The 15,184-nt window shown below is 56.1% G+C and carries 15 protein-coding genes, 1 tRNA gene and 1 other RNA gene; 11 read left to right on the plus strand and 6 right to left on the minus strand.

Annotation, left to right across the window (positions count from 1 at the left end; all coding sequences use genetic code 11):
• Window positions 1-61 precede the first annotated feature (61 nt).
• Window positions 62-138, minus strand: a tRNA-Arg gene (locus U5J94_RS09150).
• A gap of 444 nt (window positions 139-582) precedes the next feature.
• Here U5J94_RS09150 and U5J94_RS09155 point away from each other — a divergent pair.
• The 7 genes from U5J94_RS09155 to U5J94_RS09185 all read left to right on the plus strand — a co-directional run bounded on the left by U5J94_RS09155 (window position 583) and on the right by U5J94_RS09185 (window position 7,881).
• Window positions 583-2,022, plus strand: coding sequence for a hypothetical protein (locus U5J94_RS09155; RefSeq protein ID WP_322565337.1), 1,440 nt, complete (start codon window positions 583-585; stop codon window positions 2,020-2,022).
• Between the two features lie 9 nt (window positions 2,023-2,031).
• Window positions 2,032-2,694 (plus strand): hypothetical protein, encoded by a 663-nt coding sequence (locus tag U5J94_RS09160; RefSeq protein WP_322565338.1) that lies wholly within the window; start codon window positions 2,032-2,034, stop codon window positions 2,692-2,694.
• Window positions 2,695-2,918: 224 nt separating this feature from the next.
• Complete coding sequence (locus tag U5J94_RS09165) at window positions 2,919-3,362, plus strand: DUF1249 domain-containing protein (protein WP_322565339.1); 444 nt, start codon at window positions 2,919-2,921, stop codon at window positions 3,360-3,362.
• A 339-nt stretch (window positions 3,363-3,701) separates the two neighbouring features.
• Window positions 3,702-4,298 carry an ankyrin repeat domain-containing protein gene (locus tag U5J94_RS09170; protein ID WP_322565340.1) on the plus strand — a complete coding sequence of 199 codons (597 nt, stop codon included), beginning with the start codon at window positions 3,702-3,704 and terminating at the stop codon, window positions 4,296-4,298.
• 2 nt (window positions 4,299-4,300) lie between these two features.
• On the plus strand, window positions 4,301-4,933 hold the full coding sequence (locus U5J94_RS09175; RefSeq protein ID WP_322565341.1) for a YeeE/YedE family protein: 633 nt from the start codon (window positions 4,301-4,303) through the stop codon (window positions 4,931-4,933).
• Window positions 4,930-5,358 (plus strand): YeeE/YedE thiosulfate transporter family protein, encoded by a 429-nt coding sequence (locus U5J94_RS09180; protein WP_322565342.1) that lies wholly within the window; start codon window positions 4,930-4,932, stop codon window positions 5,356-5,358. Before U5J94_RS09175 ends, U5J94_RS09180 begins: the two co-directional genes overlap by 4 nt.
• A gap of 297 nt (window positions 5,359-5,655) precedes the next feature.
• On the plus strand, window positions 5,656-7,881 hold the full coding sequence (locus U5J94_RS09185) for an EAL domain-containing protein (protein ID WP_322565343.1): 2,226 nt from the start codon (window positions 5,656-5,658) through the stop codon (window positions 7,879-7,881).
• Window positions 7,882-8,000: 119 nt separating this feature from the next.
• Here the strand turns inward: U5J94_RS09185 and ssrA are convergent.
• Window positions 8,001-8,364, minus strand: a transfer-messenger RNA (tmRNA) gene (gene ssrA / locus U5J94_RS09190).
• Between the two features lie 146 nt (window positions 8,365-8,510).
• Window positions 8,511-8,993, minus strand: a complete 483-nt coding sequence (gene smpB / locus U5J94_RS09195) for an SsrA-binding protein SmpB (protein WP_322565344.1) — start codon at window positions 8,991-8,993, stop codon at window positions 8,511-8,513.
• Window positions 8,994-9,124: 131 nt separating this feature from the next.
• On the opposite strand from smpB, the gene U5J94_RS09200 reads away from it, so the two are divergent.
• The 3 genes from U5J94_RS09200 to U5J94_RS09210 are packed head-to-tail and all read left to right on the plus strand — an operon-like array spanning window position 9,125 to window position 11,284.
• Entirely contained in the window at window positions 9,125-10,501 is a 1,377-nt protein-coding gene (locus U5J94_RS09200) for a sodium-dependent transporter (RefSeq protein WP_322565345.1), read from the plus strand.
• A 35-nt stretch (window positions 10,502-10,536) separates the two neighbouring features.
• Window positions 10,537-10,968, plus strand: a complete 432-nt coding sequence (locus U5J94_RS09205; protein ID WP_322565346.1) for a type II toxin-antitoxin system RatA family toxin — start codon at window positions 10,537-10,539, stop codon at window positions 10,966-10,968.
• Complete coding sequence (locus U5J94_RS09210; RefSeq protein WP_322565347.1) at window positions 10,961-11,284, plus strand: RnfH family protein; 324 nt, start codon at window positions 10,961-10,963, stop codon at window positions 11,282-11,284. Before U5J94_RS09205 ends, U5J94_RS09210 begins: the two co-directional genes overlap by 8 nt.
• Before the next feature lie 31 nt (window positions 11,285-11,315).
• Here the strand turns inward: U5J94_RS09210 and U5J94_RS09215 are convergent, their stop codons facing one another.
• Window positions 11,316-11,756, minus strand: a complete 441-nt coding sequence (locus U5J94_RS09215) for an outer membrane protein assembly factor BamE (protein ID WP_322565348.1) — start codon at window positions 11,754-11,756, stop codon at window positions 11,316-11,318.
• 72 nt (window positions 11,757-11,828) lie between these two features.
• Between U5J94_RS09215 and fur the strand changes: the two genes are divergently transcribed.
• Window positions 11,829-12,248: a ferric iron uptake transcriptional regulator gene (gene fur / locus U5J94_RS09220; protein ID WP_322566482.1), complete on the plus strand. Its 420-nt coding sequence runs from the start codon at window positions 11,829-11,831 to the stop codon at window positions 12,246-12,248.
• A 210-nt stretch (window positions 12,249-12,458) separates the two neighbouring features.
• On the opposite strand, the gene recN is transcribed toward fur, so the two are convergent.
• Both recN and U5J94_RS09230 read right to left on the minus strand, forming a co-directional pair.
• Window positions 12,459-14,132, minus strand: coding sequence for a DNA repair protein RecN (recN, locus tag U5J94_RS09225; RefSeq protein WP_322565349.1), 1,674 nt, complete (start codon window positions 14,130-14,132; stop codon window positions 12,459-12,461).
• A gap of 41 nt (window positions 14,133-14,173) precedes the next feature.
• On the minus strand, window positions 14,174-15,052 hold the full coding sequence (locus tag U5J94_RS09230) for an NAD(+) kinase (protein ID WP_322565350.1): 879 nt from the start codon (window positions 15,050-15,052) through the stop codon (window positions 14,174-14,176).
• Window positions 15,053-15,184 lie beyond the last annotated feature (132 nt).

The following is a 15,184-nucleotide window of genomic DNA, read 5'->3' on the forward strand; positions in this document are numbered from 1 at the left end:
CTTCCTTGTCCTTATAATATGGCGGAATGTGGAGGAACAACCCGTATTGCCGCTGAATTTCTGGTGCCCCGATCAGGATTCGAACCTGAGACCTTCCCCTTAGGAGGGGGATGCTCTATCCAGCTGAGCTATCGGGGCAAATGGCGTTGATTGTAGCACTGCCGGGAAGGGAACCCAACGCAGTCGGGATTGATCCCTCATCGATCTGAATATACCCTTTCTTCGAATTCCAACTACGCGACAGTGTCGCCGTATCGCGCGTTGCGCAAACAGCGGCCACGCTGGTGATGGTCTAATACAAGTCCGTCTGGACCGGGAGACAACAAAGTTCGCATTTTCTGTAATGCGCGGGGATTTTGCGGACATGGCGCACAAATCTTTCAGCCACCGGCGTGCTGCATTCGTCTTTATGTCGCATCCTTAGCGGAATACTCTATACTCTCTTTTAAGTTAAGTGACTGATAACTAAAATAACCGCGGACAATCTGTGATCCGCTTATCGGTTTTGCCCTGCTGAATACCGTTACCATGCCCGGGTTGGAGCTGCCTTGTTCTGACCGGCTGTGATGTGAGGAGATAATAATGTTAAATGAGATATTTATGATTGTACCGGGGAGTATTTTTCTGAGCGGGCTGATCTGGTTTATTATTCTGAGTTTCGTTTTATGGGCGGCACGTATCCATGCGCATCGCACCATCCGCTCATTCGGGCAGATCCTACATAGCGCGATGCGACTGACCGCTGCGGCAATCATGCGCGCGGAAAGTCGCCTGCTGGAACGCAATCGCGAGGTCTTGCTGAATCAGGGGCGGGAGGCTGCCGAGCGTATTGTTGAAAGAGAGTTTGATCGCATTGATGCGACCGTGCGCAAGGATCTGGCCGAGTATCCCTCCCTGCATCGTCAATTGAGTGAAGAGATCACCAAGATCGACGAGGACTACAAGGAAAGCACCGAGGTCCCGCCGGAGCCCCCCGCCTGGGTCAAGGCAGTTGAAGCGGTGGCCAAGATCCCCGCAACCAAAGGGGATCCGATGGTGGGCAATGTGCTCGAGGATATTCATCAGTCGCTGGTCAAGGCCAACACCCGTGCGCTGGAAGAATACCGCAAGGCCAGCCACAAGCGGCACCAACTGCTGAACAACATGATGCCGCACTGGCGCAATGTTAAGCAGATACTGGGCAAGGTCGACAAGAACGTCAATAGCCTGCTGCAACGTTCTGTGACAATCGACCGGCACATGGAGGAGTATGAAAATATCCAGAAACGCAGTAACCGTGCGTTGGAGATGTTGTCATCGTCCGCCATCACCCAGTTTTTTATCTCGGCCTTTGTCTTGATCATCGCCACTGGCGGCGCCATGATTAACTTTAATCTTATCGCCTTGCCCATGTCGGAAATGGTCGGTGCTAAAAGTCAGATTATCGGCATGCCAACCTCGGATGTCGCTGCCCTGGTGATCATACTTGTTGAGGTCGCCATGGGTCTGTTCCTGATGGAGTCATTGCGCATTACCCGCCTGTTTCCCATCATTGGCGCTTTGCCGGACAAGATGCGTGTGCGCATGATCTGGATAACTTTCACTATTCTGTTTGTGCTGGCCTCCGTCGAAGCCGGCCTGGCCTATATGCGCGAATGGCTGGTTGAAATGAAACAGGCCTCGATGCTGACAGGTGGTGAAGAAGCCGTGCAGGATGGCTATCTGTGGATTACCACGGCCGCACAGATGGGACTCGGCTTTATGTTGCCGTTTGCCCTGGTGTTTGTGGCGATCCCGCTGGAGTCCTTTGTTCATTCACTGCGTACTGTACTGGGGATTATTGGTGTTGCCTTGTTGCGCAGTCTGGCATGGTTGCTTCGGTTTGTCGGGAATATCTCCCGTTACGCCGCGAAGGTGCTGGAGAATGTTTATGATCTGGTGATTTTCGCGCCTCTTTTGATTGAACGAGTGGTCGCCGTAAGTCGTGAACCGAAGAATTCCGGCGACAAAGGCAAAAAAATCGATACTGCGTCCGCGTATTAAGGGGGACAAATGAAAAAGAATTATCTGTTTATTCTGATGACGGTGGTTGCACTGGCCGTTGTCGGTGGTTGCTCAAGACACAACAAGGCGCTGGATCACGGTGTCTACATGTTACTGGATACCTCCGGGACCTATACCGAGCAATTGGGAGAAGCGCAGCGAATCATCAATTATGTGCTGAGCGAACTGGAACCGGGAGATACCTTTGCGGTTGCTCGCATTGATACGGGCAGTTTCAGTGAAAAAGATATCGTGCATCGGCAAACTTTCGATACACGCCCGAGTCAGGCCAATGCCCAGCGACGTATTTTTCGGGAAACCATCGATCAATTTGTTAAAAACGTCAAACCGAGTTCCTATACGGATATCACCGGTGGCATTCTGCAAGCCGTTGAGCATATCAATGAGGTCGGTCCGGGTAACAAGACCATATTGATCTTTTCGGATATGAAAGAGGATATAAAAGAAGGTTACGTGCGGGATATTCCATTACAACTGGACGGATTTAATGTGGTTGCGTTAAACGTTATAAAGCTGGCCAGTGACAATGTAGACCCGCGGGAATATATGGACCGACTGGCCGAGTGGGAAGAGCGGGTCACGTCAGGCGGTGGCCAGTGGAAGGTCGTCAATGACATGGAACGGCTGGAGTCGGTAATGGAGTTTGATTGATTTTCATTGCTACTCTCAGGCGGGCCATCGGTTCTTCCGCTGGCCCGTTTTTTTATCTCTTGACAGCTCTCTTGTGATTTACCCCGGTTTTCCGGCTCTCATTCTGCTCCGCTAAATTCTTTCCGCCGATCTACACATCCGCCATTGCCGATGGTAATCTGACTCAATCAAGTTCCGGCTCACAGGGCCGATAATAGACCCGGAGAGACAGTGGAAATATTCTGATGAGTCATACCATTGCACAGCATCGCCGGCGGCAGCCCATGTGGTTCTATGAAAAGAACTACCGGTTTTTGCGTCAGTTGCTCCCCGAACTCCCTCAGGAGCATGTCGGTCGTTATCAAATCCGGCATGAACAGCACAGGATGGATGTCCAGGTGGTTGAGTTCGGTCCCTATACCCAGCTTTTGCGATTGTCTCAGTGCTTTGAAGGGGCCTCTTCGCTGGTAAGTGATCTGCGTATGAGCGTGCGCGTCTATCACGATGCCAGGCTGGCCGAGGTGATTGGCTATCAGGGGGTCGAGCGGTTACTGGCACGTTACGAATTGCCCAATTCCGGCATGCTGTATCCCGACGAAAAACGTCAGGCAAATCTGCTGTTGCACGACTGGTTGACCATGTTCATGAATTACTACCGGCAACCTGACAAAACCGCGACAGTTTTATAAAGCCGGGGTTGGGGGTTGGCAAGTGTCGGCCCGCCTTTCGAGCTGCAGGGACGTTACGTGCCGCTGAGCGGCTCCTCGCCCGAAGCTTACCAAGAAGACCCACGCCCCGATCAATCGTGCCAGCGACAGCCGGTTATGCCGGGTTCAGGCCGGTATCGATCGCATAAATCTTCCAAAATCCGTCCCATGGGGTTGCCTGAATCGCGCACTCTGGACTAATCTCCCTCAGAAAGTGTGCTAAAGATCATGTTTTTGGCGCCGACAACTTTACCCAGGAGAGTTAATTCCGGGCCAATTTCAGGAGTCGAGCCCGTTACCCGCTTTACGAGGGGATGAACCATGGCATGTTCACATAGCAGCAACTGTCAGCTATATGCCCAGTTTGCCGCCGATGCGTCGCTGAAGTTATGGAAACAACACTATTGCGAGGGTGTGTTTGATCAGTGCGCGCGCTATCAGCTCGCGCTGGAGGGCAAGCCGGTACCGTTGACCCTGTTACCCAACGGCAAAATAGTCGAGCGGCGCTCCAGGGAGCAGATCAGTGCCTCGGCCCTGTTTAATGCTATTCAGAAACAGCGTGTCGGGGTCGTCCGTTCCCTGATCAAGACCGGCATGTCCTCCTATGAGCTCAAGACCGAAGAGGGTTTCACGCCGCTGATGGCCGCGGTGGCGGTCGGGAACCCGGAGCTGGTCAAACTGATGCTGGAATACGGTTGCGATCCCCACGCCAAAAACCGGGAGGGGAAACGCGCCATTGATATGGCCCAGGAATCGGGTTTGACCGAATGCCGCGATATCCTGAACAAATACATGGCGACCCACCCGCCCGGTGACGCACCGTCCGCGGCGGTGGCTTCGGAGGAAGCCGAACCGGAAATGAAGGAAGTCGTCGGCTTCTTGCGCCGGCTGAATCCCTTTCGCTCCAGGGAGGCCTGAGCATGGCATATTGGCCCTGGTGGATTGGTGCACTGGCGCTGGGGGGTGTCAGCATCGGCTATTTTCTGCTGATCGGTAAACTGCTGGGCGTCTCCGGCAGTTGGGCGAAGGTGGTCGGCTGGAAGGAGGATCGCGAGCTGGGCCGTTCCGCCGCCGAGCTGGAGCAGGCCGACGACGGCGAGATCGAAAATGCCCTGTTGGCGGCAACGCTGGCCGAGTTTGGTGCCTCCGCCATGGACGAGAAAAGCGCCGGGCAGGACGGGAATGAGCCGGATAACGCTGCGCCGGCGGCGGCTTCAACCGCCAGCTACACCCCCTGGACCGCCCATCTGGTTTTTTTGCTCGCGATGTTCGGCGGCGGTTTGATCGCGGCACTGACCAGCGGTCAGTTCGAGCTCGAGTTTCAACTCAGTGATACCCACAGCCGGATCTTCGGCGGGCCGCTGGAAATCTGGCTGGCGCTGCTGTTCGGCGGCATGATGGTCGGGTTTGGCACCCAGATGGCCGGTGGCTGTACCTCCGGTCACGGCTTGAGCGGCTGCTCGCGTCTGATTCCCGCCAGTCTGTTATCCACCGTGGTCTTTATGCTCAGTGCCATCGGCCTGTCGTTATTGATGGAGGCGGCGATCCCATGAAGCAATCCCGACTGAAAATGTATCTGTCTTACGGGCTGATTGGCGGTTTGATGGGCTACGTGGTCGGTCGTATCGGCTTCGGAGACTATGACGAGTTACACCAGATGTTCGTGCTGGATGACTTGCGTATGCTGTATGCCTTTGCCGGTGCCGTTGCGCTGTCAATGTTGGCGTTTATCCTGCTGGCCCGGCGAATCCCCAAACAGGAAAAATTTTTTCAACCCGGCACCATTCCCGGCAGCATGTTGTTCGGCTTCGGCTGGGCGGTCTGCGGGGCCTGTCCGAGCATGGTCTTTGTCCAGCTGGGTGCCGGCAAGATTCCCGCGGTGATGACCATGGTGGGGATCCTGCTTGGCGTCTATTTGCACAAAAAGGCCCACGCCCGATACTTTCGCTGGGATACCGGCTCCTGTGTCAATGATTGAAGCGATTGTTTCCCCATTCAACCCCGAAGCTGCTTGAAGTCGCTTGCGGTTTGGCCGTATAAGCGGCACGGATGTTTATGTCGTGTTTTATCCGAGCTGAATCATCAGGTATTTGAACGCTATCGATCGGGAGTCTTCTGGCGGGTCGATTATAATCCCTTTGAGTCCATGTGGGCTTTAAGCTAGTCTGGTTGTGTGAATGGTAATATTTAAGCTCATATACCCTCAGCCAGTTCTGGGCCGTCGCGTCGGGTTGCCGATAATAAAGCCGCAACGTGGCGATTGGAGTACTGATCGATGAATGCCATCGACTACTTGCGTGACAGACTGCAGCGGCTCCTGCCATTGGTGGGTGCGACCTCCCCGAATCCCGCCGAACTCGATGATGACGCCCTGATCAGTCAGGATCCGCTCGGTAGGGTGGCGGACGCCTTTCAGACCATGCTGGAGCATCAGCAGGCGAATGCCGAAGCGTTACGTATTGCTTATGCGGAGATCAGTGAAGTCCTGAATACCGTGGGTGCCGCCATTATCGTCACCGATGACAGCATGCGGGTCGAGATGTACAACGAACGGGCGAAGAAGCTGCTGCTGGGTGATGAGTACCAGGTCATTGGCGATATTTTCTTTAACTGGATCAAAAACTGCCCCTACAAAACCAATCAGCACGAGCTGAAAAAGCTGGTCGAACAGGGGCGGCGTGAAACCCATACTGAATTTGTTATCGAGGCTGACTATTACGATGTAACGGTCACACCCATCGCCGATCAGGCGGGGCATGCCAGTAAAATCATTTTTATGTTTTTCAACGTCACCCGCCGGCATGAGGAATACAACCGGCAGAGGCTCTCCGCGGTGGTGTTCGAGAGCACCAGTGAAGGCGTCGTGATCACGGACAAGGATAACCATATTGTTGAAACCAATGACGCCCTTACCCATATCACAGGTTATCACAAAGAGGAATTATTGGGCCGTGATCCCCGGATATTCAGCTCCGGGGTTCACAACAGGGAGTTTTATGCCGAGCTTTGGAACAGTCTCGAAAAAGCAGGTGTATGGTGGGGGGAAATCTGGGATCGGCGTAAGAATGGGGAGATATTCCCCGCCTGGCAGACGATTAATACCATCTGTAACGAGGCGGGGGAAGTTATCAACTATGTCTCGATTTTTTCCGACATCAGTGCCATTAAACAATCGCAGGAGAAACTCGATTTTCTGGCATACCATGATCCGCTGACCACGCTGCCCAATCGGGTATTGTTCACGGATCGGCTCACCCAGGCACTGGAGAAGTCCCGACGTGAGAATAATCGCCTGGCGATCATTTTTATCGATCTGGATCGATTCAAGAACATTAACGACACGCTTGGTCATGCATTTGGTGACCAATTGCTGGTTGATGCCGGATTGCGCCTGCTAAACAATGTGCGCAAGGTCGATACTGTTGCGCGATTGGGCGGCGATGAGTTTATTGTATTGTTGGAGGATATCGAGTCCGAAGACCATGTAGCCTATTTTGCCGAGAAACTTAACAGGGCTTTTGTTGAGCCATTTACCGTCAGTGATAATCAGTTGCATCTGACTCTGAGCATGGGGATTTGTATCAGCCCCGCCGATGGCACGGATGTCGAAACCCTGCTTAAAAACGCCGATGCGGCCATGTACCGTGCCAAGGACCAGGGGCGTAACGGGTTTCAGTTTTTCACCATGGATCTTTCGCTCAGGGCACATGAAAGGTTGACACTGGAAACCAATCTGCGCGATGCCATCAAAAAGGAACAACTGGAGCTCTATTATCAGCCGCAGAATCGGATTGAAGACGGGCGAATTCTTTCGGCCGAGGCGTTACTGCGCTGGCGACATCCCGAGCTGGGAAAGATTCCCCCTGAAAATTTCATTCCCATTGCCGAAGAGACCGGTTTGATTGTCTCGATCGGGGAATGGGTGATCACCGAGGCCTGCCGACAATTACGCCTCTGGCGTGATCAAGGGTATATTGTTCCGCAAATTGCGATCAATGTATCGGGCATTCAGTTACAGCGTGGTGACCTGGTGAGTTATGTGCTCAACAGCTGTGAATTTTATCAGTTATCAGTAGCGGATCTGGAGCTGGAGATTACCGAATCCGTGCTTATGGATGACGCGGAACAGAGTATCCGTATTCTGACTGAACTGCAGGAATATGGTGCCTCGATTACGATTGATGATTTTGGTACCGGATATTCATCGCTTGGCTATCTCAAGCGTCTTCCTGTTAACAAGATTAAAATTGACAGAAGCTTTATCCGCGATATTGTCAACGATGCCGATGATGCGGCAATCGTCAAGGCGATTTTGGCCATGGCGGAAAATCCTCAGCTTACTGTTATTGCCGAGGGCGTGGAAGAAGAGGCCCATTGCCGACTGTTAAGGGAGCAAGACTGCAAGATTGCCCAGGGCCATTATTTCAGTCGACCCGTCCCTGCCGTGGAATTTCAGGAGCTGCTGGATTGGGAGCTGGCGAATCGTCGGCCAGAACCTTGATCCCGCTTTTCCTTTGTTGGTGGAGGTGCCTGCGCTTCGGCAACCCGCGAAGCGCGGGCTCTCATCTACACCGCCGCCACAAATAAAAAAGGGCTGCCTGTTGGCAACCCTTTTTTATTTGGTGGAGGCGGCGGGAATCGAACCCGCGTCCGCAAGTCCTCTGCCATTGGCTCTACATGCTTATCCACGTCTATTGTTTTAACCGGCAGCAACCCGACGGGCAGGGCCAACTGACGGCGATTCCGGTTAGGTTTTAACGTCGCTGCCCCGGACGAGCTTTGACGCGATCCTGTGAGATATGACCCCTAGAATCTGAACGCACAGGCACGGCTTCAGTCAGAGGGCACCCTACCGGGTTTTAAGCGGCGAGTGCGTAGTTGTCGTCGTTGGCAACTATATTTTTGCAGATGGATTTACGAGGAAACCTGCATCCTCGGCATGCACCTCCGGTTTCGCAACCCACGTCGAATCCAGGTCGCCCCCTTGGTACTATTTATCTGACAGTTATTCTAGCGGATAGTTCCGGGTATATATAGGGGGTCTGCGGGCATTAACAAGGGACGAGGTACGAGGGCCGAGGGCCGGACCGGGAAGGAAGGTGTGTTTTCCTCGTCACTCGTACCTCGTCCCTAGGCCCTGTTCTTGATAATGCGCTGTTTGTCCCGCTGCCAGTCGCGTTCCTTGATGGCGGCGCGTTTGTCGTGAGCCTGTTTGCCCTTGGCGAGGGCGATTTCGAGTTTGGCGCGGCCTTTTTTCCAGTACATGGCGGTCGGGATTAGTGAGTAGCCCTTGCGTTCGACGGCGCCGATGAGCTTGTTCAGCTCCTCGCGATGGAGCAGCAATTTGCGGGTGCGTTGCGGTTCGGGCTGGATATGGGTGGAGACGGTCGGCAGGGCGCTGATCACGGCGCCGAGCAGCCAGGCCTCGCCGCCCTTGAGAATCACGTAGCTGTCGCGCAGCTGAATCCGGCCCTCGCGCAGGCTTTTGACTTCCCAGCCCTGCAATTCCAGCCCGGCCTCGAAGCGATCCTCCAGGGTGAAGTCGTGGCGGGACTTCTTGTTCAGCGCAATGGTGCTGCCGGGGCGGGCGGATTTTTTCTGCTGTTTGGCCATGGCCGCGCATTATAGCGGAGGGGGAGCGGGGCAGATAGCCGCGCGGACACAAAAGCTGGCGTCAAGGTTGAGCCGGGGGACGAATTCACCGAAAATCCGGACACAACAACGACAATAACGGGGCGTAACTCATGGCACGGACATCAATGCATGGCGAGTGGTCGTCGCGCTGGGCGTTTATCCTGGCGGCAACCGGTTCGGCCGTTGGGCTGGGTAATATCTGGAAGTTTCCCTATATCACCGGGGAGAACGGCGGCGGGGCCTTTGTGCTGGTTTATCTGGCCTGCATTGCGCTGATCGGGATTCCGGTAATGATGGCCGAGATCATGCTGGGTCGGCGCGGCCGCCAGAGCCCGATCAACACCATGTACGATCTGGCCGTGGAGTCGGGGCACAATCCCAACTGGAAATGGCTGGGCTGGCTGGGGGTGCTGGCCGGGTTCCTGATTCTCTCCTATTACAGCGTGGTGGCCGGCTGGTCGCTGGCCTACGTGTTTCGCTCGGCCAGCGGAGCCTTTACCGGCGCCACGGCCGACGGGGTGGAAAGTCTGTTTCTGGAGCGTTTTTTATCCCATCCGGAAACCCTGTTGTTCTGGCACACGCTGTTTATGGCGATGACCCTGATTATCGTTGCCCGCGGGGTGAAAAGCGGGCTGGAGTCGGCCGTGAAGTTTCTGATGCCGGCGCTGTTTTTGCTGCTGCTGGTGATGGTGGGTTACGCCATGAGTCAGGGCGAGGCATTTATGCGCGGTTTGAACTTCATGTTCCGGCCTAATTTTTCCGCCCTGAGCTGGGGCGGGGTGCTGACCGCCATGGGCCAGGCCTTTTTCACCCTGAGTCTGGGGATGGGGGCGATTATGGTCTACGGATCCTATTTGTCGCGTTCGGCGTCGATTGCCCGCACGACCTTCATGATTGCCATTGCCGACACCGGCGTCGCGTTGCTGGCCGGGGTGGCGATTTTCCCGATTATTTTCGCCAACCACATGGAGCCGGGCGCCGGGCCGGGGCTGATTTTCATCAGTCTGCCCCTGGCCTTTGGTCACATGCCCGCAGGTGTCTTGTTCGGCACGCTGTTTTTCGTGCTGTTGAGTTTTGCCGCCTGGACCTCGAGCATCTCGTTGCTGGAACCGGTGGTCACCTGGCTGGTGGAAACGTTCCATTGGCGCCGGGTCACGGCAACGCTGTACGCCGGGATCCTCACCTGGTTGCTGGGTGTGGTCAGCGTCTTCTCCTTCAGTGACTGGGCCTTCGAATTCGAGTTTGCCGGCCAGCTCAAGCAGAACGGGGTTTTTGATATTCTGGACATTCTGACCACCAATATCATGCTGCCGCTGGGCGGGCTGTTTATCGCTATCTTCGCCGCCTGGTTCATGAGCCGGGAGGCCAGTCGGGATGAGCTCGGACTGGGCGACGGGGTGCGCTACAATCTGTGGCGCGTTCTGGTCAAATTTGTGACGCCGGCGGCGATCCTGCTGGTCTTCCTGAACTTGATCGGCGTTATTTAAGTCCCGACACCAAACCGGAGATAAATCAAAGTCTCATGCAGACTATTAACAAAAGCGCGCTGGTGCCTTACAGCCCGGATCAGATGTACGCTCTGGTCGATGACATTACCGCCTATCCGGAATTTCTGCCCTGGTGTCATCATGCCGAGGAGCACCACCGTACCGAGGCACAGGTGGAAGCGAGTCTGGAGATTGCCCATAGCGGTCTGCACAAATCGTTTACCACCCGCAATGAACTGCGGCCCCATGATCAGATTGCAATGAGCCTGGTGAAAGGGCCATTCAAAAGTCTCCGGGGCGTCTGGCGTTTTGAGCCATTGGGTGACGCCGGTTGCAAGGTGTCGCTGGAGATGGAATTTGAATTTTCCAGCAGGTTAATGGGGATGACCTTCGGTCCCCTGTTCAACAAAATAGCGGGCACCCTGGTGGACTCGTTTATCGAGCGGGCGAAAGTGGTGTATGGCTGAGCAGGGCAAGAAATTGCAGGTCGAGGTGGCCTATGCCAGGCCGGATGTACAGGAGATCATCCCCCTGGAAGTGGCGCCGGGGACGACCGTCCAGCAGGCGATTGAGCTGTCAGGGATTCTCGAGCAGTTTCCTGAAATCGATCTGGCGCAAAACAAGCTGGGCATTTTCGGCAAGATCACTCGCGGCGATACCGAACTGCAGGAGCGGGATCGGGTCGAGATCTACCGGCCGCTGATTGCCGATCCCAAGGAGTCCCGCCGACGTCGCGCGGCCAAAAAAGACGCGCCGGGCGAAACGGAGCAAGGGGCCGAGTAAGCGGCTCCGCTGCGGACGCCCTGTGGGCCCCTCAGGGCATCGGCAGATCGCCGCCTGGGGGGGGGCGTGGTGGTGCAGGACCAGTGTTGCCGACCCCGGTACTCTGGCTGGCGGTATCGGGCAGCCCCCGGTTGGTCGGCGTGTAGAGCTTTTTATAATCCTGGAACTGGTCGCGGTCGATTCTGGCCAGGCTGCCGTTCTCGAAGTGAAGTGTCAGGTGCTGGCTCTTCGGCTTGCTGCCACCGGGCTTGAAGCTGTAGACATAGTCCCAGCGATTGGCATGGAACGGATCCTGAATCAGCGGCGTCCCGAGCAGATAGGCGACCTGTTCGCGGGTCATCCCGGTGTTGAGTTGCTCGACCTGTTCGGCTTCCAGGGTGTTGCCCTGCTGGATGTCGATTTTGTAGATCGAGCAGCCGCCAGCTCCCGCGAGGAGCAGAGCCGGCAAAATCATAATGAGAAGGCTTCGCATTTTTATCCCGGATACGGTTATACTTGGCTTGCATGATACATCATGCGCCAGACAGGTTGTAGCGAGAGTGATATGGAAAGCCAGGATCTGAAAAAAGCCGGACTCAAGGCCACCCTGCCGCGACTCAAGATATTGAATTTCCTTGAAGCCAGCGAAGTGCGGCACATGACGGCCGAAGAGGTTTACAAAGCCCTGCTGGAAAGTGGGGATGAAATCGGCCTGGCAACGGTCTATCGCGTCCTGACCCAGTTCGAGACCGCCGGCCTGGTGACCCGTCACCACTTCGAAGGCGGCCAGTCAGTGTTCGAGCTCAACGAAGGCACCCATCACGACCACTTCCTGTGCGTCAAATGCGGCCGCGTTGATGAGTTCATGGACGAGATCATCGAAGAGCGCCAGCACGCCATCGCCGACAAACTCGGCTACACCATGACCGACCATTCTTTATATATATACGGCATCTGCCCCGACTGTCAGAAAAAAGACAAGTAACCTTTTCGGGATTCGATTTTTAACGCGGAGTTCGCAGAGGCGCGGAGACGCGGAGGTCGCAAAGCAATTTTGAATTCTTAATGTTGAATTCTGAATTAAATGCTTCTCCGCAATTCAAAATTTAAAATTCAACATTAAAAATTATATGTCTCCGCGCCTCCGCGACTCTGCGTCCTCCGCGTTATTCCCGGTAAATTTTGAAAAAGTGGTTTAACCCGCCTGGGCGCGATCGATCATTTCGCGGGCGTGGGAGAGGGTCTGGTCGGTGATTTCGATGCCGCCGAGCATGCGCGCCACTTCGTCGACGCGCTGTTCGGGGGTCAGTTCGACGATTTCGCTGATGGTGACGTCGGAGGCGGCCCGTTTGCTGACCTGGAAGTGGTGCTGGCCCAGCGCGGCGACCTGCGGCAGGTGGGTGACACAGATCACCTGGCGATGGCTGGCCAGTTCGCGCAGTTGCAGACCGACGATCTCCGCGACGCGGCCGCCGATGCCGACATCCACCTCGTCGAAGATCAGGGTCGGAATACGGGTGTCCTGCGCGGTAATGACCTGAATCGCCAGGCTGATGCGCGACAGCTCACCGCCGGAAGCGACCCGGCTCAGCGGGCGTAGCGGCTGACCGGGGTTGGCGCTGACCACAAACTCCACCCGTTCCAGGCCGTTGGGTGAGAAGCCGTCCTCGCGGGGTTCCAGCTGCACATCGAAACGGCCGCCTTCCATGCCCAGGGTCTGCAGGCTCTGGCTGACCTGTTCGGCCAGTCGGCCGGCGGCCTGTTGGCGGCCATCGCTTAGCTGCTGTGCCAGTTGGCGGTAGTCAGCCTCGGCTTCCGTCAGTGCCTGTTGCAACTGACCCAGCTGTACGTCGGCCTGTTCCAGGGATTCGAGCTGTTGTTGCAGCTGGGGCAGTACCCCGGGCAATTCCTCGACGGCCACGTGATGTTTGCGTGCCAGCGCATGCATGTCGGCCAGGCGTTGTTCGACCCAACCCAGACGTCCGGGATCCAGTTCCAGCGCATCGAGGTAGTGGCGCAGTTCGCTGCCGGCCTCGCGTACCTGGATCAGCGCGCTGTCGAGCAGCTCGGCGATCGCCTTGAGTTGTGAATCGGTGTCGGCCAGTTGTTGCAGTTCGCTGCTGCACTGACTGAGCAGTTGACTGGCATTGGTTTCGTCATTGTCCTGTAGCAACTGGCTGACCCGTTCGCTGGTCTCCAGCAGACGGCTGGCATTGGCCAGACGCTTGTGTTCCTGTTCCAGTTGTGCCGGCTCCTGCTCGCCCAGCGCCAGAGCTTCCAGTTCATTGACCTGAAAACGCAGCAGCTCCAGCCGGCTGTCACGTTCGTCGCTGGCCTTGAGCAGATTGTCCAGCTCGCTCTTGTGTTGCTGCCAGCGTTGATAGACCTCGCGCAGCTGTTGCAACAGTCCCTGATGAGCGGCGTAGTCGTCCAGTAACTGGCGCTGGATATCGCGTTTGAGCAGCGACTGGTGTTCGTGCTGGCCGTGCAGATCCACCAGCATCTCCCCCAGCTCACGCAGGCTCTGGATCGGACTGGGCTTGCCGTTGATAAACGCTCTGGAAGGACCGTTATTGCTGATGGTACGGCGAATGATGCACTCGTTTTCGCTGGCCAGTTCCCGTTCGGCCAGCCAGGCTTCGGCGTCGGGGGCATCGACGGTGCTGAAGGTGACGCTGATCTCGGCCTTGTCGGCGCCGTGGCGAATCACCGCGCTGTCCGCCCGATCCCCCAGTGCCAGGCCAAGGGCGTCGAGCAGGATCGACTTGCCGGCACCGGTCTCGCCGGTGAATACCGTCAGACCGTTGTCCATGGCCAGGTCGAGTTTTTCGACGATGGCGAAGTTCCAGATATGGATATGCGTCAGCATGGGGTTTTGCTCATCCTTTTTACCATCATTACCGGCACAGCTTAGAAATGTTCGCCCCAGTGCAGCTTGCGGCGCAGTATCTCATAATGATTATGCTGGCGGGGATGGATCAGGCGGACCACGGTCTCCTTTTTGCGGATCAGAATCCGCTCGCCCGAGACGACACCCAGGTTGATCTGGCCGTCGCAGGTGACCTGAGCGTGGGAGTGGGGATCTTCTTTGACCACCACCTCGATCTCGCTGTCGCCGTCGACCACGATGGGCCGGTAGCTCATGGTGTGCGGACAGATCGGGACGATGATCATGGCGTCCATGTCCGGCTCCAGAATCGGACCGCCGGCCGACAGGGCATAGGCGGTGGAACCGGTGGGCGTGGAGATGATTAGCCCGTCGGAGCGCATGCTGTTGAGCAACCGGCCATTGATGTAGGTTTCGGTCTCGACCATGCGCGCCACCTCCCACTTGTGCAGGGCCACGTCGTTAAAGGCGTCGCTCTGGCTGGGCGGCCCTTCGTGGTGGTGGATCACCGTGGTCAGCATGATGCGGTGCTCTTCCTCGAATTTGCCATCGAGGATTTCGTTGATCCGGGTATCCATCTCATCGGGCGAGACGTCCACCAGAAAACCGAGTCGCCCCAGGTTGATGCCCAGCAAGGGCACGTTGTATCCCACCAGGGAACGGGCGGCGTTGAGGAGGGTCCCGTCACCGCCGATGGTCATGGCCAGATCGCAGCGTTGTCCCAGTTCGGCCAGGCTGATCCGCGGATAATCGCATTGATGTAAATCCCGGGCGGTGCTCTCTTCAATCAGGATCTCGCACTGGCGCTGTTCCAGTATCCGGCCCAGTTCGAGAATGGCGGCGTTGACCGCCGGGTCGGCGTATTTGCCAATCAGTCCAATGGTATTGAAAGCGTTGTTCATTGTTATTCTTCCCGTTTTCGATTCCCCCGGCACGGCAGTCGGGCGGGCCTGACTGCGGTCGCGGCCAGTTGCAAATTCGCGACTGGCACTCTATTCTGACGAGTGCTAATCATACCTCCATTTGACCAGACC

This window comes from Thiohalophilus sp. (assembly GCF_034522235.1).
Classification (GTDB): Bacteria; Pseudomonadota; Gammaproteobacteria; order UBA6429; family Thiohalophilaceae; genus Thiohalophilus.

What these genes read in the sequence shown, in the direction of transcription:
- U5J94_RS09185 (WP_322565343.1), top strand. Translation starts at nt 5,656, where the DNA reads ATGAATGCCATCGACTACTTGCGTGACAGACTGCAGCGGCTCCTGCCA.
- fur (WP_322566482.1), top strand. Translation starts at nt 11,829, where the DNA reads ATGGAAAGCCAGGATCTGAAAAAAGCCGGACTCAAGGCCACCCTGCCG.
- U5J94_RS09175 (WP_322565341.1), top strand. Translation starts at nt 4,301, where the DNA reads ATGGCATATTGGCCCTGGTGGATTGGTGCACTGGCGCTGGGGGGTGTC.
- smpB (WP_322565344.1), bottom strand. Translation starts at nt 8,993, where the DNA reads ATGGCCAAACAGCAGAAAAAATCCGCCCGCCCCGGCAGCACCATTGCG.
- U5J94_RS09160 (WP_322565338.1), top strand. Translation starts at nt 2,032, where the DNA reads ATGAAAAAGAATTATCTGTTTATTCTGATGACGGTGGTTGCACTGGCC.
- U5J94_RS09170 (WP_322565340.1), top strand. Translation starts at nt 3,702, where the DNA reads ATGGCATGTTCACATAGCAGCAACTGTCAGCTATATGCCCAGTTTGCC.
- U5J94_RS09210 (WP_322565347.1), top strand. Translation starts at nt 10,961, where the DNA reads ATGGCTGAGCAGGGCAAGAAATTGCAGGTCGAGGTGGCCTATGCCAGG.
- recN (WP_322565349.1), bottom strand. Translation starts at nt 14,132, where the DNA reads ATGCTGACGCATATCCATATCTGGAACTTCGCCATCGTCGAAAAACTC.
- U5J94_RS09180 (WP_322565342.1), top strand. Translation starts at nt 4,930, where the DNA reads ATGAAGCAATCCCGACTGAAAATGTATCTGTCTTACGGGCTGATTGGC.
- U5J94_RS09230 (WP_322565350.1), bottom strand. Translation starts at nt 15,052, where the DNA reads ATGAACAACGCTTTCAATACCATTGGACTGATTGGCAAATACGCCGAC.
- U5J94_RS09215 (WP_322565348.1), bottom strand. Translation starts at nt 11,756, where the DNA reads ATGCGAAGCCTTCTCATTATGATTTTGCCGGCTCTGCTCCTCGCGGGA.
- U5J94_RS09205 (WP_322565346.1), top strand. Translation starts at nt 10,537, where the DNA reads ATGCAGACTATTAACAAAAGCGCGCTGGTGCCTTACAGCCCGGATCAG.
- U5J94_RS09165 (WP_322565339.1), top strand. Translation starts at nt 2,919, where the DNA reads ATGAGTCATACCATTGCACAGCATCGCCGGCGGCAGCCCATGTGGTTC.
- U5J94_RS09200 (WP_322565345.1), top strand. Translation starts at nt 9,125, where the DNA reads ATGGCACGGACATCAATGCATGGCGAGTGGTCGTCGCGCTGGGCGTTT.
- U5J94_RS09155 (WP_322565337.1), top strand. Translation starts at nt 583, where the DNA reads ATGTTAAATGAGATATTTATGATTGTACCGGGGAGTATTTTTCTGAGC.